The sequence below is a fragment of the Nonlabens sp. MIC269 genome, from assembly GCF_001430865.1.
Taxonomy (GTDB): domain Bacteria; phylum Bacteroidota; class Bacteroidia; order Flavobacteriales; family Flavobacteriaceae; genus Nonlabens; species Nonlabens tegetincola.
This window is the reverse complement of record NZ_CP011373.1, coordinates 1,980,788-1,999,160: the sequence shown is the minus strand read 5'-3', so window position 1 is coordinate 1,999,160 and position 18,373 is coordinate 1,980,788. Positions and strand designations below refer to the sequence as shown.

The 18,373-nt window shown below is 36.3% G+C and carries 17 protein-coding genes and 1 tRNA gene; 12 read left to right on the top strand and 6 right to left on the bottom strand.

Translation table 11 applies throughout. From position 1 onward, the window contains the following. Positions 1 to 143: 143 nt before the first annotated feature. The 10 genes from gldJ (at position 144) to AAT17_RS09195 (ending at position 11,205) form a co-directional block, all read left to right on the top strand. Positions 144 to 1,838 carry a gliding motility lipoprotein GldJ gene (gene gldJ / locus AAT17_RS09235; protein ID WP_060523801.1) on the top strand — a complete coding sequence of 565 codons (1,695 nt, stop codon included), beginning with the start codon at positions 144 to 146 and terminating at the stop codon, positions 1,836 to 1,838. A gap of 68 nt (positions 1,839 to 1,906) precedes the next feature. Next, positions 1,907 to 3,169 carry a UDP-N-acetylmuramoyl-tripeptide--D-alanyl-D-alanine ligase gene (gene murF, locus AAT17_RS09230; protein ID WP_060523799.1) on the top strand — a complete coding sequence of 421 codons (1,263 nt, stop codon included), beginning with the start codon at positions 1,907 to 1,909 and terminating at the stop codon, positions 3,167 to 3,169. 54 nt (positions 3,170 to 3,223) lie between these two features. Next, positions 3,224 to 3,296 (top strand) — tRNA-Phe (locus tag AAT17_RS09225). A 182-nt stretch (positions 3,297 to 3,478) separates the two neighbouring features. Further along, entirely contained in the window at positions 3,479 to 4,210 is a 732-nt protein-coding gene (locus tag AAT17_RS09220; protein WP_082586935.1) for a type III pantothenate kinase, read from the top strand. Further along, positions 4,203 to 5,459, top strand: a complete 1,257-nt coding sequence (locus AAT17_RS09215; RefSeq protein WP_253279763.1) for a hypothetical protein — start codon at positions 4,203 to 4,205, stop codon at positions 5,457 to 5,459. The genes AAT17_RS09220 and AAT17_RS09215 overlap by 8 nt, the downstream gene beginning before the upstream one ends. Before the next feature lie 19 nt (positions 5,460 to 5,478). Then, entirely contained in the window at positions 5,479 to 6,834 is a 1,356-nt protein-coding gene (locus AAT17_RS09210; RefSeq protein WP_042279647.1) for a hypothetical protein, read from the top strand. Further along, a complete protein-coding gene (gene lptC, locus AAT17_RS09205) occupies positions 6,834 to 7,418 on the top strand; it encodes an LPS export ABC transporter periplasmic protein LptC (protein ID WP_042279644.1) in 585 nt (194 codons plus the stop codon). The genes AAT17_RS09210 and lptC overlap by 1 nt, the downstream gene beginning before the upstream one ends. A 2-nt stretch (positions 7,419 to 7,420) precedes the next feature. Further along, a complete protein-coding gene (locus AAT17_RS13085) occupies positions 7,421 to 7,612 on the top strand; it encodes a hypothetical protein (protein WP_082586934.1) in 192 nt (63 codons plus the stop codon). Between the two features lie 2 nt (positions 7,613 to 7,614). Further along, entirely contained in the window at positions 7,615 to 8,886 is a 1,272-nt protein-coding gene (locus AAT17_RS09200) for a hemolysin family protein (protein ID WP_042279643.1), read from the top strand. A gap of 240 nt (positions 8,887 to 9,126) precedes the next feature. Beyond that, positions 9,127 to 11,205 carry a peptidylprolyl isomerase gene (locus AAT17_RS09195; protein ID WP_253279762.1) on the top strand — a complete coding sequence of 693 codons (2,079 nt, stop codon included), beginning with the start codon at positions 9,127 to 9,129 and terminating at the stop codon, positions 11,203 to 11,205. 71 nt (positions 11,206 to 11,276) lie between these two features. Here AAT17_RS09195 and AAT17_RS09190 read toward each other — a convergent pair whose 3' ends face one another. After that, positions 11,277 to 12,194: a GYDIA family GHMP kinase gene (locus AAT17_RS09190; protein WP_060523795.1), complete on the bottom strand. Its 918-nt coding sequence runs from the start codon at positions 12,192 to 12,194 to the stop codon at positions 11,277 to 11,279. Positions 12,195 to 12,226: 32 nt separating this feature from the next. Beyond that, positions 12,227 to 13,480: an ABC transporter permease gene (locus AAT17_RS09185; RefSeq protein ID WP_042279638.1), complete on the bottom strand. Its 1,254-nt coding sequence runs from the start codon at positions 13,478 to 13,480 to the stop codon at positions 12,227 to 12,229. A 237-nt stretch (positions 13,481 to 13,717) separates the two neighbouring features. Here AAT17_RS09185 and mvaD point away from each other — a divergent pair, with 237 nt between their 5' ends. Together mvaD and AAT17_RS09175 are read left to right on the top strand one after the other, a co-directional pair. Next, entirely contained in the window at positions 13,718 to 14,779 is a 1,062-nt protein-coding gene (gene mvaD, locus AAT17_RS09180) for a diphosphomevalonate decarboxylase (RefSeq protein WP_082586933.1), read from the top strand. 5 nt (positions 14,780 to 14,784) lie between these two features. Next, on the top strand, positions 14,785 to 15,720 hold the full coding sequence (locus tag AAT17_RS09175) for a mevalonate kinase (RefSeq protein ID WP_042279635.1): 936 nt from the start codon (positions 14,785 to 14,787) through the stop codon (positions 15,718 to 15,720). A 69-nt stretch (positions 15,721 to 15,789) separates the two neighbouring features. Here the strand turns inward: AAT17_RS09175 and AAT17_RS09170 are convergent, their stop codons facing one another. From AAT17_RS09170 to AAT17_RS09155, 4 genes are read right to left on the bottom strand one after another with little or no spacing between them, the layout of a single operon-like run. Further along, complete coding sequence (locus AAT17_RS09170; RefSeq protein WP_060523791.1) at positions 15,790 to 16,419, bottom strand: hypothetical protein; 630 nt, start codon at positions 16,417 to 16,419, stop codon at positions 15,790 to 15,792. Next, the gene (locus AAT17_RS09165) at positions 16,419 to 17,186 is read right to left on the bottom strand and encodes a M48 family metalloprotease (RefSeq protein WP_060523790.1); all 768 of its coding nucleotides are present in this window, start codon (positions 17,184 to 17,186) and stop codon (positions 16,419 to 16,421) included. Before AAT17_RS09165 ends, AAT17_RS09170 begins: the two co-directional genes overlap by 1 nt. Positions 17,187 to 17,211: 25 nt before the next feature. Further along, positions 17,212 to 17,889 carry a M15 family metallopeptidase gene (locus tag AAT17_RS09160; RefSeq protein WP_060523787.1) on the bottom strand — a complete coding sequence of 226 codons (678 nt, stop codon included), beginning with the start codon at positions 17,887 to 17,889 and terminating at the stop codon, positions 17,212 to 17,214. A 3-nt stretch (positions 17,890 to 17,892) separates the two neighbouring features. Next, on the bottom strand, positions 17,893 to 18,351 hold the full coding sequence (locus AAT17_RS09155) for a GNAT family N-acetyltransferase (RefSeq protein WP_042279625.1): 459 nt from the start codon (positions 18,349 to 18,351) through the stop codon (positions 17,893 to 17,895). Between the last annotated feature and the right edge of the window lie 22 nt (positions 18,352 to 18,373).

The window sequence follows — 18,373 nt, the reverse complement described above, 5'->3', positions numbered from 1 at the left end:
AAGATATCCATAAAATAAAAACAACTGGACGACGTTATTTAGGCTTTAACGACAAAAGTAACGCGATTTATTTCAATAATTCCTTTTGAATTAATATGAAGTTGTTATATTGCGGGACTATTTTCAAAAAGTATTCTTAAAAAATGAGAAAGTATTTTGCGGTTAAAGCGTTGTTCACAGCAGTAATAGCAGCCCTATTAGTAAGCTGTGGTGGTGGCGGTAATGAATACACTACAACATCCAGAGGAACAGGCTGGGACGTTACAGGTAAAAACGGTGGTTTTGAACTTAATACTAAATACAAGGAGCAGGCAACTGGACCTGGTTTAGTGTTTATTGAAGGAGGAACCTTTACTATGGGACGTGTGAAAGATGATCCAATGCACGACTGGAACAACACACCAAATCAACAACATGTTCAATCCTTCTACATTGATGAGACTGAAGTTACCAATGGTATGTATCTTGAGATGCTTGATTGGGTTAAAACTGTATTCCCACCAGAGGATGAGGAATACCGTAAAATATATGACGGTGTTGTGCCAGACACATTAGTATGGAGAAATCGTCTAGGGTACAACGAAGAAATGACTAAAAACTACCTGCGCCATCCAGCATACCAAAACTATCCTGTAGTTGGAGTATCATGGGTACAAGCAGTAGAATATGCCGACTGGAGAACTGATCGTGTTAATGAATTAATATTAAATCAAGAAGGCTACACCGCAAAAGATGCCTTAGCTAATCAAGAAGCTGGGTCTACTTTCAATACTGAAACCTACTTAAACGCACCTACTCTAACTTATGGAGGAGATGATGAAAAATTAAGAGGTGGTAAGCGCTCGCAATCATTAGAAAAAAAGAAAACAGCAAAGGCTGCTAAAGCTGGCGATGGAACTGGAGAAGCTAGTGGTTTATATGTAACAAGAAAAGATGGAATCATTTTACCAGCATATCGTCTACCTACAGAAGCAGAATGGGAATACGCCGCTCTAGCAAACGTAGGAAACAGAGAATACAATGCTATTCGTGGTAGAAAAAAATACCCTTGGGATGGTCAATATACACGTAGTGGAAAACGTACAACGCGTGGTGATCATTTAGCTAACTTTAAACAAGGCGACGGAGATTATGGTGGAGTTGCTGGATGGAGTGATGACGGAGCAGACATTACAGCACCTGTTAAATTTTACAGCCCTAATGACTTTGGAGTCTATGAAATGGCAGGTAATGTGTCGGAATGGGTTGCCGATGTTTATCGTCCTATCGTTGATGATGAATTTAACGATTTTAACTACTATAGAGGTAACCAATACACTAAAAACAAAATTGGACCAGACGGAATGATTGCTGTAGTATCAACTGATTCTATTCCGTATGACACATTGAGCAATGGAAAGACGATTGCAAGAGCACTTCCTGGTCAAATACAGCAACAACCAGTTGATGAAAATGAAACTTATTTAAGAACTAATTTTGATCGTAGTGACAATCGTGATTTCCGTGATGGAGACGCTCAATCTACTAAATACTTTGACAGTAAGGATGCCTTGAGAGATGCGAATAAGCGCATGTACAACTCACCACAGCACTCTGTAGAAGCTGACTCAATTGGAAAACTAGACCGCCAATATGATTCTTCAAACAGTAGAACTACCTTAATTAACAATCAAGTACGAGTTTACAAAGGTGGATCTTGGAGAGATAGAGCTTACTGGCTAGATCCAGCAACTAGAAGATTCTATCCACAAGATATGGCTAGTGACGACATCGGATTCCGTTGTGCTATGTCACGTGTTGGTTCTAAAGCTAAAAAGACTAAGAGAGCTAGAAACTAAATAGCACTTTACATAAATCTTTAAAGACCGCTTTTTAAGCGGTCTTTTTTTGTTTCTATATTTACATTATGATTGAAGAACTCTATAAAATATTCCTAGAGAGCACAGGAATAAGTACAGATACTAGAACAATTGAAGAAGGAAACATGTTCTTTGCTTTGTCTGGAGAAAATTTTGATGGAAACACCTATGCAACTAAAGCAATAGAATTAGGAGCCAAACACGCCATAGTAAGCGATAAAACCCTCGATGGCTCCTCTTTTACAGTAGTTGATGATGTTCTAAAAACACTGCAAGATCTAGCAAGACATCATCGACAGCAACTTAAATTTCCTATTATCGGTTTAACAGGAAGTAATGGTAAAACAACCACTAAGGAGCTTATTTTATCAGTTTTAAAGCAAGAATTCAAAGTAAAAGGGACAGAAGGAAACCTAAACAATCACATAGGAGTACCTCTTACTTTGTTGAGCTTTTCTAACAACCTACAAGCAGGAGTTGTAGAAATGGGTGCAAATCATCAAAAGGAAATTTCGTTTTTATGTGATATTGCACAACCAGATTATGGTTTAATCACTAATTACGGCAAAGCACATTTAGAAGGTTTTGGCGGCATTGAAGGTGTAAAAAAAGGTAAATCAGAACTATACGATTACTTAAGAAGTGAAAGCAAAACAGCAATAATTGGTCGATGGGATCCAGAACAAATAAGCCGAAGCACTGGTGTAAACTCGATATTAACTCCAGAAAACACAAGCTTGTATAAAACAGAACCTTTCATTCAATTTACCATAGATAATCAACTTATAAAAAGCCAACTTACAGGAACTTACAATTATAAGAATGCGGTATTTGCCTACACGATAGGAAAAGAGTTAGGAGTTTCACCAGAAAAGATTGTTAGTGGAATAGAATCATACCAACCATCCAATAACCGGTCTCAAGTAATTAAGATTGACAATACCAAAATTATACTTGATGCCTACAACGCAAATCCCTCAAGCATGATGGTAGCCTTAGACAACTTAATTAATCAAAAGGCTGATAGACGAATTGCCATTTTGGGAGACATGTTTGAATTAGGAAAATACTCAGAAGTAGAACACAATAAAATTGCTCAATACGCAGCTGACAGTACTATCGACGAGGTTTTTTTAATAGGCTCCAACTTCTCTAATGTAAGCATTGAAAATATTCACACCTTCACAGATTATGATGAATTCATACAAAGTGCTCATTTAATTGAAACTAATCAATCAACTATTTTAATTAAAGGATCGAGAGGAATGGCTCTCGAACGATTAATTGAAGATTTATTCAAAAAAAATTAAAAAACACTTTGCACATTGAATTAATTAATTAAATTTGCACCCGCTATACAGCATGGTACCTTAGCTCAGTTGGTAGAGCAAAGGACTGAAAATCCTTGTGTCCCTGGTTCGATTCCTGGAGGTACCACTTAAATCCCGAGTTTACTCGGGATTTTTTGTTTTAATAATCTTTGGATTGATTTGAATAATCATCGTTTTCTTACATTTCTTATAACTCGTTTATTTACTTAATTAATAACAGTTATATAACAATTACTAAGCTCCTGCTTCTCTTATATTTGCGTCAGTTTTTAAACCATAATTTCTTCTATGTTTATAATAGATGCAGGTAACACCTCTATTAAAACAGCTGTAATAAAAGATGACAGCTTTATCCATATCCATAGATCAAGTCATGAAGAATTCCTTCATGATTTCATGCAACTATCTGAATTATACAGTGATTTAAAAGAAATTGCATTTTGTAACGTTGGTTTTAAAGACAACACCATCGTTAATAAACTAAAACAAGCCTTTAAAGTTTTTGAAATTAACAATAACATTAAGCTACCCTTTGAAAATAATTACCAAAGTTCTACACTGGGTAATGATAGAATCGCACTAGTAACTGGAGCTTTAACCTTAATTAACAAAGATCAAACAGCACTAATAATTGACCTAGGAACCTGTATCACATATGACTATGTCAATATCAAAAGACAATACTTAGGAGGCGCCATAAGTCCAGGTGTTAGACTAAGATACCAATCACTACATAATTATACCGCAAAACTCCCGTTATTACTGCAAAAGGTGCCAGAACACTTCGTGGGAAATTCAACAGAAAACAGCATTCATAGCGGTGTAGTAAATGGAGTTTCAAGAGAGTTAGATGGAGTTATAAATCAATACCAAGAAATGGATGAAAATTTACAAGTTTTCCTAACAGGTGGCGATGCTAGGTTGTTGGAGAAACAACTAAAAAGCCGTTTCTTTGCCCAGCCTGATTTAATGCTCAAAGGCATTTATCAATTATACATCTATAACAACACTTATGATTAGAAGTATCATCTTCGTGATTACAGTATTAAGCATCAATTGTGTGCTAGGTCAATCTCGTACTTCATCGCCATATTCATTTTTTGGATTAGGCCAACAAACCTTTAAAGGAACAATTGAAAACCGAAGCATGGGTGGACTACGCACTCACTTGGACAGTATTCATACTACCCTGAATAACCCAGCCACCTATGGTAAAATAAAACTCATCAATTATGGCGTAGGTTTATTACACACCGAGACGTGGGCATCAACAGAAAGTGAAAATGACACTTATGACTCTACATCTTTGGAATACTTGAATGTAAGTATACCTCTAGGCAACAATGCAAAAACAGGAATAGGATTTGGATTAGTTCCCTTTAAATCCGTTGGATATACCATCGGAGACCTAACTGATACGGAATATTACAACTTCACAGGTGAAGGAAGTATTACCAGAGCTTACTTTGGAGTCGGACATGAGCTTACAAAGAATTTAAGTATTGGAGCAGAGTTAAGGTATAATTTTGGTCAAGAAACAAACAGCTCAAGTGTACTTACAAATCAAGTCCAGTTTGGCTCCAATGAGACAAACGAAACCGATTTTAGTGGATTAAGCTACAATCTAGCCTTACACTATGAAAAAAATATTGGCGATGAACACAGCTTACAGGCAAGCATTGTTTACAGTCCAGAGAGCAAATTAGTAGCAAAAAGCACATCGGCGCTTGCTAACTTTTCATTTACCCCAGGAACAGGAGAAAGTTTATTTAACGCTCGCGATCCACAGGAAAATGAGGAAGACCTTACACTTCCTTCTGAATTAACTGTAGGATTGAATTATGGGAAATTACGCAGTTGGATGATTGGTGGAGAGTTTTCTATGCGAGGCGAGAGCAGCTTATCTAATCGCAGTTTCAGCCCAAATAACAGTTCATTCAAAGATGCTATCTCCTTAAGAGCAGGTGGTTATTACATACCAAACTTCAACAGCTTAACAAGTTACTGGCAACGTGTTACTTATAGATTTGGAGCTCGTTTTGAAGAAACAGGTCTAGTTCTTAATAATGAGGACATCAACGAGTTTGGCATATCTTTTGGAATGGGTTTACCTATAGGAGGTAATCGCTCTTTTTCAAATGCAAATATTGGACTTGAATTAGGACAAAGAGGAACAGAAAATGCCGGCCTTATAAAAGAAACATTTGCCAGCTTATCAATTAGTTTATCGTTAAACGATCGTTGGTTTATTAAAAGAAAGTACAATTAAGATTAGAACAATAAAAATTATGAAACTTAAAAACACCATTTTATTCAGCTTAGTTGTTTTGGGATTCGCTTTCGCGAAAGCGCAATCAGGAGACTGCAACACGATGCTTAGCATCTATGCCGAAAACGCTAAAGCAAAAAATTATGATGAAGCATACAAGCAATTAGGTCAGCTAGTACAGAACTGTCCAGATGCCAGCCCTGCTATTTATCAATACGGTGAAAGAATATACGAGCACAGATTGAAGAAAAAAATCGGTGATCAAAACGAGAACGTTAAAGGTTTAATGAACATGCTTGAAACTCAAATTAACAAGTATGCCGATAAAATTAACGTTACTAAGAAAAAAGTTGAACTAGGTCGAGTAATGTACAAGTACAAACAAGGTACTCAGTCTGATCAATTTAACTATTTAAATGAAACCTTTACAAGTGGTAAGGAAGACTTTACAGATCCTAATGGATTGATAACCTATTTCAAACTTGCTGAAAAGGAATATAAGGCAAACGCTCTTAACCTTGAAGACCTTTTTAATGTTTATGATGCACTAACAGAACATTTAGATAATGTTTCTAATGAGAGAAGTAAGATAGTATCTGAACTATTAGACAAGGAAGCAGAAGGAACAATTACAGAAGACGAAAAGAAAAACATAGAAAATCAAGAAAAAAACTTGAAAAACTATGGTATCGTAATGAAAAGTGTAAATGGTACTATTGGAAGTCTTGCAGACTGTGATAACTTAATCCCACTTTACTCAAAAGATTTTGATGCAAACAAATCAAACATGTCTTGGTTAAAGAATGTACTTGGAAGGTTACAGAAGAAAGACTGTACAGAAAGTGATTTATACGTAAATTCTGTAAAAGCTTTACACGAGTTACAACCTAGTGCAATGACTGCATATGGATTAGGTAACATCGCAAAAACTAATGCTGAAAAGCTGAAGTACTGGGATGAAGCTCTTTCACTAGGGATCGACCAGAAATATGTAGCAAATATTCACTACAAAAAAGCTGAACTTTTAAGAAAGCAAGGTTCTTTTGGTAAAGCAAAAAGAGAATATATTCTTGCTAATCAAGCAAAACCATCATTTGGATTGCCATTCTTAAGAATCGCAGGTATGGTAGCGCAAAGTACTAACAGCTGTGGTAACACTCCTTTTGAAAAAAGAGCTGTTAACTGGATTGCAGCAAGATATGCAAATAAAGCAGCTAGTGTAGACCCTACTTTAAGATCTACTGCTGCCAAAGCAGCAGCTAGTTACAACGGTGTTGCTCCTAGCAATCAAGATATATTCTTAGCTGGTATGGCAGGTAAGAGAATCACCTTCAGCTGTTGGGTAGGTGAATCAGTAACCGTACCTACTCCTTAATGAGTATAATACGAAACATATATTTTAAAGCAATCACGACAATCGTCGTGATTGCTTTTTTGGTTTCTTGTGAGGATAATCTCAAACAGGTGCGTAAAATGGAAACTAGCACCAACTCGCCTATAGGTGAGGTAACAAACATGGTCATTAAACATACAGACAGTACTCGATTAAAATTGAGCATTGCTGGTCCCGTTGCCTATGATTATTCAAATGACGCCTTCCCCTTTACCGAATTCCCAAATGGTGTCGAGGTTAAAGTGTATGAGTATACTAACAACCAGCAACAGGTTACCACTATAACCGCAAACAAGGCCTATCTTTACGACATAACTGATATGATTGACATGCAAGGCGATGTCACGATAATCACTCATGACGGTAATACCTTTAATGGTGACCAGTTATACTGGGATCAAAAAAATAAATGGGTTTTTACTCACGAGCCTTGGGAAACAAGACTAGTAAAAAACAGTGACGCATCTAATTTAGGGAACACATCGGCGACCATGCTAGATGCTAGTGAAGATCTTAAAAAAGTAAATGCACGTAATCCTAACGACACGTTCATATCAAATCAATAATTATGAAAAAACTACTTAAATATTCCGTTTACATCTATTTAATCTTTGCTATTGTATGTTTAATAACAGCAATTACAGAATGGAATGTAGAACGCAGCCGTGCCTACCTCATGCTTTTTATGGCAGCGGTAGCCCTATTTATGTTTTTCTTCCGCAGGCGATTTATTCGTAGATTTGACGATCGCAATAAGTAAATATGATCAGCTCTATAGTGCTCATAGTAAGCATGCTCCTTCTCAGTGCTTTTTTCTCTGGAATGGAGATCGCTTATGTATCGTCCAATAAAATCCATATTGAACTTGAAAAACGTCAAGAGGATTTTTTAGGACGAGTATTACGCAATCTAACCGCACAGCCTTCTAAGTTTATTATCACCATGCTTATAGGCAATAGCATTGCCCTAGTAGTGTATAGTATGCTTACAGGTGATTTAATTCTTGATCAAATTGCTCAATGGTATCCTGCCCTTTCTACAGGTTTTCAAGGTTTGCTGCTACAAACTGTGATATCGACTATAGTTATCTTATTAACAGCTGAATTTTTACCTAAAGTATTTTTTCAAATCTACAGCAACGAGCTACTTAAATTCTTTTGTGTACCAGCCTATTTGTTTTATTTGATTTTCTGGCCTATTTCATGGTTTTGCATACAAATTTCAGACTTTTTTTTAAAAACCTTTTTTAAGTCAAATGGCGATCAATTACAACTTTCCTTCTCAAAAATTGAGCTAGGGAATTACATTACTGAGCAAATGGAAAGCGCTCAAGAACAAGAAGAAGTAGATTCTGAAATACAAATATTTCAAAACGCATTAGATTTTGGAGATCTAAAGGCCCGTGAAGTTATGGTACCTCGTACCGAAATGATTGCCGTCCACAAGGACACCAGCATCAAAGAACTCAATAAAAAATTTGTTTCTACCGGTCTTTCTAAAGTATTAATCCACGAGGACACTATTGACAATATCACAGGATATGTTCACAGCTTTGACCTCTTTAAATCACCAGACTCCATTGACCAGGTGTTACGTAAAGTTGTCAACGTTCCAGAAACTATGCTGGCAAAGGACGTACTCAACACGTTGATTAAAAGACATAAAAGTATTGCAATCGTAATAGATGAGTATGGTGGAACAAGTGGATTGATAACAGTAGAAGATATTGTAGAAGAACTATTTGGTGAAATTGAAGACGAGCACGATACCGATTCATTAATTGACACACAACTTACCGAAAACTCCTTTAAACTAAGTGCTAGATTAGAGGTAGATCAAGTTAATGAAAACTACAAATTAGATTTACCAGAAAGTGAGCAGTACGAGACCATTGGTGGACTTATAGTTAACACCACAGAAGGGATACCGGAAGAAGGAGATCATGTAACCATAGATCATTTCACTTTTACCATTTTGGAAAAATCTGATAATAAAATTGATTTGGTTCATCTAGAAGTAGGCGATTCCGAATAGCAGAAAAACTAGTCAACTACTGCTAACATATAAGTTAAAAAACTTTCTTTTAGTAATTACGCTTTCGCGAAAGCGCACTTAACAACCTCACCACAAAACAATACTTTAATAGTTAGTATTAAAAACGACTGAGATAGCATACGTTTTCTATTTCATAATTTCAGGGAAAACCTTATTTTCGCCCTCATTACAAAAAGTTAAAGAACAATGGCGATATTACAACAGATCAGAAGCCGTGGCGTGATCTTAATATTAGTAATAGCACTGGCATTATTTGCCTTTATCGTGCAAGGAGCACTTACTTCAAGTGATCAAAAACAAGAAACATCAATCGGATATGTGGGCGATGTTGAAATCAACCAAACAGATTTTGCACAAAAAGTAGAAAACATGTCTCGTAATATGGGACCTAGCGGATCTACTGTACAAGCTGTAAATAGCGTGTGGAATTCTGAAGTGCGCAATGCCGTGCTATCAGAACAAATGGAAGCAGCTGGTATTCAGGTAACCGATGCACAAGTAAGAGATCAAGTGCGTTCTTTCTATGAAAGCAATCCACAGTTTCAAAACGCTGATGGAACATTCAACGAAGGAGCTTTCAAAACTTATGAGGAAAGCTTTTTACAAAATGATCCACAAACATGGAAAAACTACTTAAACGATGTACGATCAAATTTAAGACAAGAGAAATTCTTTGAATTACTTAAATCAGGATTTGTAGGTACAAATGCAGAGGCTAGAATGGATTATTTAATGGAAAACGAACAGCGTAGTTTTAACTATGTTCAAATTCCATACACAACTATCGCAGATAGCACAGTAGAAGTTTCAAAATCTGAGATTGAATCATACATAGCGGCTCACTCTAAAGAATTTCAAACAGAAGCTCAAAGAGATCTTCAAATGGTCTTGTTTGCTGATGTAGCAAGTGATAGCGATAAGGAAGCTATAAAAAATGATTTAGCTAAACGTTTAAGAGCAGACTCGGTTTACAATAGTTCTGACGACAGTTTTACTAAAATCCCTGCATTCAACAATGCAAAGGATGTACAACAATACGTTAATCAGTATAGTGAACAAAGTTATTCTAGCGACTACCTGCTAGAAAGCCGTTTACCTACTGCTGTAAAACCAATTATATCACAAGAATTAGGTACTACTTTTGGTCCTTATGAAGATCGTGATATGATGAAGGTTTCTCTATTAGAAGACAAAAAATCTGTAATGGATAGCGTGCAAAACCGTCACATACTAGTTGCTTATCAAGGTGCTCAAAGAGCGGCTGCAAATATCACAAGATCCAAAGAAGAAGCAAAAGCTGTTGCTGACAGTATCTTTAACTTAATAGGTCAAAGCAAAGGACGTTTTGATTCAAAATTTGAATATTTTGAAGAAAATACAAATATCGCTAAAGCTGAGGATATAGGTTGGGTAACCTACTCAGGTAACGCAAGAAACTTTGCAGAAGGTTTCAGAAATTTCCTTTATGACAATGACAAAGGAACTATTGGAATAGCAGAGTCTAGTTTTGGATACCACATCATTCGTATTGACGATACAGCAGCACCTGTAGATCTTTATAAAATTGCTAGTATCTCAAAAGCTGTTAAGCCTTCTAAAGCTACTACAAAAGCAATGAGAAAAGAAGCTATTAAGTTTCAACAAGCAGCAGTATCTGGTGACTTTACTGAAACTGCTAAAGAGTTTAAAAAGACTACTACTCCAGTAACCAGTATCAAGCCTATGGATGAAACATTACCATTGATTCAAAAGAATCGTGAGGTTGTTCGTTGGGCATTCAATGAAGAAACAGAGGTTGGAGATATGGAGAAATTTGACACTCCACAAGGAGTTGTAATTGTTAAAGTAACGCGTGCAAGTGAAGCAGGAAACATGTCTAGTGAAGAAGCAAGTGCTACGGTTACTCCTATACTACGTAATAAGAAGAAAGCAGAAATGATAATGGCTAAAATATCAAACAACGATATTAATGCTATAGCTAAGACTCAAGGTCAATCAGTACGTAGTGCAGCCTCAATCAATCGTAAAAATCCAACTATCCCAGGAGCTGGTCAGGAACCAGTTGTTGTAGGTACAGCGTTTGGTCTTTCAAAAGGTACTACTTCATCACCTATAGCAGGTGAAAAAGGAGTTTATGTAATTAACCTTACTGGTATTTCAGAAGCTCCAGAATTAGAAAACTTCACATCACAGGCCAAATTATTAGCTGATACAAATGCTAATCAAGCTAGCTCAAAATTAGTTGAAGCACTTAAGAAAAAAGTAGACATAGTTGACAATAGAAAGAATTTTTATTAGACTTTTTCTCCTTATATAAAAAACGCCTCGTTAAAATCGAGGCGTTTTTTTTAGTTACTTGACACTAGTTCTTATAATACAATATCCTTCCACTTGTAAATAACGTCGTATCCTTTCTTTTTAAAATATTCTTGTTTTGCTTCATCACCGGTTGCAAGAACAAAGTCTCCACCCCAACCACCTAAGGATTTTACAACACCGGTATAATCATTAAACAATACCTTTTGAACCGGTTCTAGACCAATAAGTCTTGAGATAAGTTGTTCATGCTCATGAAGTATATTTTCAAACTCAATTAAATCCTTGCATGAAACTAACAAGTCTGGTATTTGATTTAAACGTATTCTAACATTTTCTGAAAGCAAATCTTTATCAAATCTCGCGATACTTTGTCTGCTATCCTGTTTTTGATTTAGGTAGACAAAAAATAAGTCATCATTAAAATCAGGATCAAAATCTATAGATTTATAACTAGGCTGCTCAGGATGATATCTATATACGATGGGACCGTTTGAGGTAGCGCACGCAATATCATAACCACTTCCTCCAAAAGACTGAAATTGTAAGGTGTATGGATCAACTTGAAACCATTGAGCAATTAATGAAATCAAAGTACTGCTAGAACCCATTCCAAACTGTCTATCAAAATCTAGATGCATTGTTATTTCACAACCTTTATCCAAAATAAAGCTGCCAGCTAACTCTTGGGCATGCTTAAGTATATCTATAAGCTTTTGAGTTACTGAGTCACTTGAAGATTCACTCCAAGAATTCACCGTAGTTTGCCAGTGAAACCAAATACCACCATCGGCATTGAAACTTTTCCAAATTATAGCTTGATCTGTACGCGGTGTAATTTGAATACGTTGCCCTAAATTTAAGGGCACTGCTAGTCCACGCACTCCGTCTAACACCACATATTCACCAGTAATGAGAAATTTACCATTTGCATAAAACTGCAAACTATGTTCAATTTGAGAAACTTTCATTAGAACAAAAGTAAGGTAAAGTATAAAGGGAATTACATTCCAGATCTAATTGCCTCCACAGGATCTAAACGTGCAGCAGAAAAGGCCGGTATAATACCTGCTATTAAACCTACAAACGCACTCACACTACATCCTATCAAAATGTTGTTCAAGCTTAGAATAAAGGTAAATTCGTCAGTCAAACTACTTGCAATCAAAGTTCCTAACCACACGAATAACAAACCAAAAGCTCCGCCTAATAAGGCTAGAATAATAGATTCAAATAAAAATTGAAACAAAATAAAAAAGCTTTTTGCTCCTAATGACTTCTGTATTCCAATTAAATTGGTGCGCTCTTTAACACTCACAAACATGATGTTTGCAATTCCAAAACCACCTACTAGCATTGAAAATCCAGATATAATAACACCAATAAAAGTAAGTGTACTTGTAACCGTGCCTATAAAGTCGGCAAATCCTTTAAGTGGATTAATAAAAAAAGTGCTTAACTCATCGGGTTTGATTCCTCGGTAGTTTCTTAGTTTTTGTTCTAGCATAGCGATAAATTCATCCTGATCTGCTCCTTTTTTAGGTTTCAAGATAAAGGCACTTGTTTTGGTCCTATCGTTATCACCATAAATTCTTCTTACAAAGTTCACAGGTAAATAAGCACTACCATCTTTGGAAGGTCCTATGCTAGCTCCTGCTCCTTCCTTTTCAAGAACGCCTATAACGGTAAATTTATTCCCATACAGTCGTACTCTTCTCCCTATAGGATTAGCTTTACCAAATAAGCTATTAGCAACTTCGGCACCAATTACTACTACTGGAGAACCGCTGTTGGATTCACTACCATTAAAAAATCGTCCTTCTGAAAGTTTAAGTTTTTCTAAGTCAAAAAAGGATTCTGTACCTGGAATGATATTCACACCAGTTGCTGTTTTATCCTCAAACTTGATGTTTTCAGGGGACATAAACATCGTGTAGGTAATGGCGTCTAGATCTGGCAGACTGCGCTCGAGCATTTGGAATTCATCATAACTAACGTCGGGCCAGTTTTCAAATTGATACGGTTCTAATTCTGTTGGACCAAAAGAAAATCTTAATACATAGATTGTTGAAATATCTAGTGCGCTTAAGCCACTTTCAATTTCTTTCTCTAGTGAATCAACTGCTGCCAGAATACCTATAATTGCAAAAATTCCAATGGTAATCCCAAGCAAAGACAAGAAAGCTCTTAACAGATTAGTACGCAAAGCATTAAGCGCAAAAATCAGACTTTCCTTAATCAAGCGTAAAAATACCATAAACGTTTTTTGACAAATTAAAAGTAATACAATTCATTTGACCTTTTACCAGCACAAATGTTACAACATTTTTAAAAATAGTGAGATTATAGCGTTTTTAAAGATCCATAGGACCTATTAAAAAAAGCACCACTACCCTTCTAAAATTAATTTTAATTAATGATGACTTATACAATGCTCTACTCTATTTAGAAGACTAAGGTCATGTAGACTATCTTTGCTTCAAACAAAATTATCTTGGAAACAGAATTCATACTTCAACAAGAGATCAAGGAAATCACCTCGTTAACTACTACATGGCAAGCACCTAGTAATATTGCACTAGTTAAATACTGGGGAAAGCATGGCATGCAATTGCCCGCAAATCCCTCTATAAGCTTTACACTTAACACTTGCCGTACCATTACTACGGTAAACGCTGTTAAAGGCGAGCACGGTTTTAAAATTTCATATGAAGGTGTTGAAAAACCAGATTTTGCACCCAAAATAAAAGCATTCTTTGAGCGTATATCTTCTTACAGCCCGTGGATAAAAAATTACTTTTTCAATATTGATACTCGCAATACATTCCCACACAGTTCTGGAATAGCAAGTAGCGCAAGTAGTCTGGCTGCATTAAGCGCCTGTATTATAGATTTTGAATCTCAACTTACTGGTTTGGATTTAGATTACGATAAAATGTCATTCCTATCTAGGTTAGGTTCTGGTAGCGCTTGTCGCAGTTTACAAGGTCAATTAGTCGTTTGGGGCGAGCACGATGATACGGTAGGCAGCTCAAACTTGTATGGTGTTGATCAAACAAAATTATTGCATCCCACGTTTCAAAATTATCACGACACTATACTGTTAGTTGATAAAGGTCAAAAAACGGTAAGCTCTACAGTTGGTCATGGGCTTATGAATGATCACGCTTTCGCGAAAGCGAGATTTGAACAAGCACCGCAAAATCTTACTCTACTTAAAAAAGCTTTACAGGAAGGCGATATCGAGACCTTCATTAAGATCACTGAAAGCGAAGCGCTCACTTTACACGCAATGATGATGACTTCTCATCCTTATTTCATATTAATGAAACCTAATACATTGCGTATTATCGAAGAAATTTGGAAATACAGAAAAGAAACGCAAATCCCTGTGTGTTTTACCCTAGATGCAGGAGCTAACGTTCATTTACTGTATCCTAACAATCACAGAACTGCTGTATATGAATGGATTAACGAGAAATTAGCTGTGTATTGTCAAAACTCTCAGTATATTTGTGATCAAATAGGTAGTGGAGCATCAAAACTGCTAGCTTAATTTTTATGAAAGGACCACTTTTTTATTCTAAGATTTTACTCTTTGGAGAGTACGGGATCATTAAAGACTCAAAAGGTCTTTCAATCCCTTATAATTTTTATAAAGGTGCACTAAAAATAAGTGATGACCTTTCTGAAAAAAATCAACAATCTAATAAGAACTTAAGCCGTTTTGCCAATCATCTAGAAGAATTGAGCAAAGGATCGGATTTTCCAAATTTTGATATCACGAGTCTCAAAAAAGATATAGAGGCTGGAATGTACTTTGATAGTAGCATCCCACAAGGATATGGTGTAGGAAGTAGCGGTGCTCTTGTCGCAGCTATTTATGATAAATATGCTTTGGAAAAAATTACCGTTCTCGAGAATCTTACAAGAGAAAAATTACTGGAACTAAAGAGTATTTTTGGTAGAATGGAAAGCTTTTTTCACGGTAAAAGCTCTGGTCTTGATCCATTAAATTCTTATTTAAGTTTACCAATACTTATTAATAGTAAAGAAGATATTGAACCTGCGGGAATTCCATCACAAAAGCAGTCTGGTAACGGTGCTGTTTTCTTAATTGATAGTGGTATTGTAGGTGAAACTGCTCCTATGGTAAACATTTTCATGGAAAACATGAAACAAGAAGGTTTTCGTAAGATGTTAAAAGACAAGTTTGTGAAATATACAGACATGTGCGTAGAAGATTTCTTAAGCGGTGATGTTAAAGGACTGTTTGGTAATGTGAAACATCTTTCTAAGGTAGTTCTAGACAACTTTAAACCCATGATACCTGCCCAATTTCATGACCTTTGGAAAAAAGGACTGGATACAGGCGACTATTATTTAAAATTATGTGGCTCTGGCGGCGGTGGATATATTTTAGGCTTTACAGAAGACCTAGAAAAAGCAGAAAAATCTCTTAAAGATTATAAACTAGAAGTAGTTTATAATTTTTAATCTCAACAAGAAAATAAACAAAAGCCGCTAGTTTCCTAGCGGCTTTTTTATTAGAATAATTTTTCAATACTAGACTACTTCACCTTCACTAGCAGGCTCTTGTGTAATAGGACTTTTTGTAGGATAGTAATTGCGCTTGTAATGCTGTCGTTCATCATCACCTAATTTGCGTATGGCCTGATTACCTAAATCTGTGGTAACTAGAACTTCTTCCTGGTTAGGAAAATGTGGATAACGCACCTTCCAGGCTGGGAATCGCTGGTTTTTTCTAGCGCGGTAAGCCTCGTACTCGAATTGCTCGTGATACGCGTGAATAAATTCATGAGCTAGAATACTGGCAGCGGTATTGCGACCCATATTTGATTTTATCCAAGGTTTACGCAAGTCTTTTCTAAACACACTTCCAACCTCATCATAAAAAGTAATAATATCACGAGTTCCCTCGTATTGATTTTTCTCACCATCGCGTATGATTAAATTTTTATCATTACGGGACATAAATTCATCAAGGATATTTATGGTGCGACCATCGGGAAACTCTAGTAATAAGGCTTGCTTTTCCCAAATATGATCTAAAGTAAGGAAAACGTTTTTTAAAAATTTATTGGCATCAGTTGGAATAGATCGATTATTCTCATAACGATAAGGCTCGAACAGCCATTTACCTTCTTTATTCCATAGAATTTTGATACTGCTCATTAGCCGCGATATTTTCTAATTGATTCCCTGATACGCTCTATTCTATTGTCTGGATCTGGATGGGTGCTTTGAAATTCTGGAACTCGATTAGGACCAGCTGCTTGCTTTAAAATTTGCATCACACCTATCATTTCTTGAGGTTCATAACCAGCGTCAATCATCATTTTTACACCTAGATCATCACTTTGCAATTCATCGTCCCTACCATATTTCATGGTCAACATTTGTGCAACGGCAGCAGCAGTTTGTCCACCACCTTCGGTTCCTACACTTACACCTGTAATTACTCCTTGGGCTAGTCCTTGCTGGCTCATTCTAGCAGCGCTGTGCTTGGCAATCACATGACCTATTTCATGACCCATAACTCCGGCCAACTGATCTTCATTTTGAAGTTGATTAAATAAGGCTGCTGTTATAAAACACTGTCCGCCAGGAAGCGCAAATGCATTTATCGTCCTATCATCGGCTAGTAAATGAAAATCCCATTGATAATTGGATTCTTTGGCAATGCTACTTTGTACCAGATTGAAACCTACTTGATCCACTAGCGTTTGAGCACGATTATCGGGATGTAAACCACCGTGCTGCTCAATCATACTAGGAGCTGCTTGCAATCCAAGTGCTATTTCTTCTTCTACTGAAAGATCAATGTATTGAGTTTCTCCTGTAAACTCATTTGTTTCGGCACTACCGCAATATTTAAGCACGGCAAATGCTACAATAGCCATACCTATAAACAATCTTATTTTACCGGATATACCTCTCATAATTAAGTATTTAGGTTTAAAATTACTATTTTAATTTTGGATTAATTCCTTTGATATGCTCCTCGAGATACCTAGTTAAACGTCCATCGCTTATTTTATTCATTCCTAATATTTTGTGACTGCGTAAAAAAGGTATTAGATCAATTTCTTCAAGATATTTTTTATACCGCTTTCGCGAAAGCGGAACATAACTATAATGCCACGGTTCATAGTTGAATCCAGTTCGATTTTCATTCAAGGTATAAACTAATTCAAATCCATATTTACTGGCATGAAGCTCCATCCATTCTTTCATTTTACAAAAAGGTCCATTACCATGAAATTTATTTGGAACAAGAACATCGCCTTTATAAGTAGCAGCTGCGTCTATAATATCTAAATCGGTACCCCAATGATGGCGTGATGTTCCTGGCACTGTACTGTATTCTACAATTTTATCAAAAATCGCATCGGGTAACATGCCTTGCTTTTCATACCGTGTGTATTTACGGTTCCATATAGCCTGTTGCCTTTCAAAACTTCGATAGCCAGAGACAACTTGTAGTTCAATACCATCTTTAAATGCAGCAGCTTTCATCCTATCAAATGCCTGTTGCGCCTCAATCTCTAACAAGTTGTTTGGGTTAGGTGACTGCCCTGTGAGCTTACCCTTATCTTGAGAGCCCAGTACACAAAAAAGAAGAACAAAAAATAGGTGCCTCATGTCTTAAATACTTTTTAATTCTTTCCACATTCTATAATGAGGTCCTACCAGAGGTATGTCAAACATCTCACCCTGGACACTAAAGCCTAATTTCTCATAGAAAGGGACAGCATTAAGTCTTGCATTACACCATAAAATATCAATTTGATTTTCTTGTAGTAATTGAAAACCTTTTTTCATGATAAGCGCTCCTATTCCCATTCCTTGTGCTTTTTCTATAACACCCATGCAACGCAATTGGTACTGAGTTTTTGAATTTACTGGAAAAGCAACCGGAGCCATAATTTTCATAAAAGATGCTACACCGTAAACCTCATCACTTATTACTGCGCCTAGGTGAATGGTACTTAAGTCATCATCACCTTCACAGTAACATGAATCTATAGGTCTACCCTGGCGCAATACTGGATGGCGCACTATATAGGTTTCTCTAGCGGTAATCTTTTTAATTTTTATGTCCATGAATGTTTTTCCATGACTAAAA

What these genes read in the sequence shown, in the direction of transcription:
- AAT17_RS09210 (WP_042279647.1), top strand. Translation starts at nt 5,479, where the DNA reads ATGAAACTTAAAAACACCATTTTATTCAGCTTAGTTGTTTTGGGATTC.
- AAT17_RS09185 (WP_042279638.1), bottom strand. Translation starts at nt 13,480, where the DNA reads ATGGTATTTTTACGCTTGATTAAGGAAAGTCTGATTTTTGCGCTTAAT.
- AAT17_RS09220 (WP_082586935.1), top strand. Translation starts at nt 3,479, where the DNA reads ATGTTTATAATAGATGCAGGTAACACCTCTATTAAAACAGCTGTAATA.
- murF (WP_060523799.1), top strand. Translation starts at nt 1,907, where the DNA reads ATGATTGAAGAACTCTATAAAATATTCCTAGAGAGCACAGGAATAAGT.
- AAT17_RS09170 (WP_060523791.1), bottom strand. Translation starts at nt 16,419, where the DNA reads ATGAGCAGTATCAAAATTCTATGGAATAAAGAAGGTAAATGGCTGTTC.
- AAT17_RS09155 (WP_042279625.1), bottom strand. Translation starts at nt 18,351, where the DNA reads ATGGACATAAAAATTAAAAAGATTACCGCTAGAGAAACCTATATAGTG.
- lptC (WP_042279644.1), top strand. Translation starts at nt 6,834, where the DNA reads ATGAGTATAATACGAAACATATATTTTAAAGCAATCACGACAATCGTC.
- AAT17_RS09215 (WP_253279763.1), top strand. Translation starts at nt 4,203, where the DNA reads ATGATTAGAAGTATCATCTTCGTGATTACAGTATTAAGCATCAATTGT.
- gldJ (WP_060523801.1), top strand. Translation starts at nt 144, where the DNA reads ATGAGAAAGTATTTTGCGGTTAAAGCGTTGTTCACAGCAGTAATAGCA.
- AAT17_RS13085 (WP_082586934.1), top strand. Translation starts at nt 7,421, where the DNA reads ATGAAAAAACTACTTAAATATTCCGTTTACATCTATTTAATCTTTGCT.
- AAT17_RS09165 (WP_060523790.1), bottom strand. Translation starts at nt 17,186, where the DNA reads ATGAGAGGTATATCCGGTAAAATAAGATTGTTTATAGGTATGGCTATT.
- AAT17_RS09160 (WP_060523787.1), bottom strand. Translation starts at nt 17,889, where the DNA reads ATGAGGCACCTATTTTTTGTTCTTCTTTTTTGTGTACTGGGCTCTCAA.
- AAT17_RS09175 (WP_042279635.1), top strand. Translation starts at nt 14,785, where the DNA reads ATGAAAGGACCACTTTTTTATTCTAAGATTTTACTCTTTGGAGAGTAC.
- AAT17_RS09200 (WP_042279643.1), top strand. Translation starts at nt 7,615, where the DNA reads ATGATCAGCTCTATAGTGCTCATAGTAAGCATGCTCCTTCTCAGTGCT.
- AAT17_RS09190 (WP_060523795.1), bottom strand. Translation starts at nt 12,194, where the DNA reads ATGAAAGTTTCTCAAATTGAACATAGTTTGCAGTTTTATGCAAATGGT.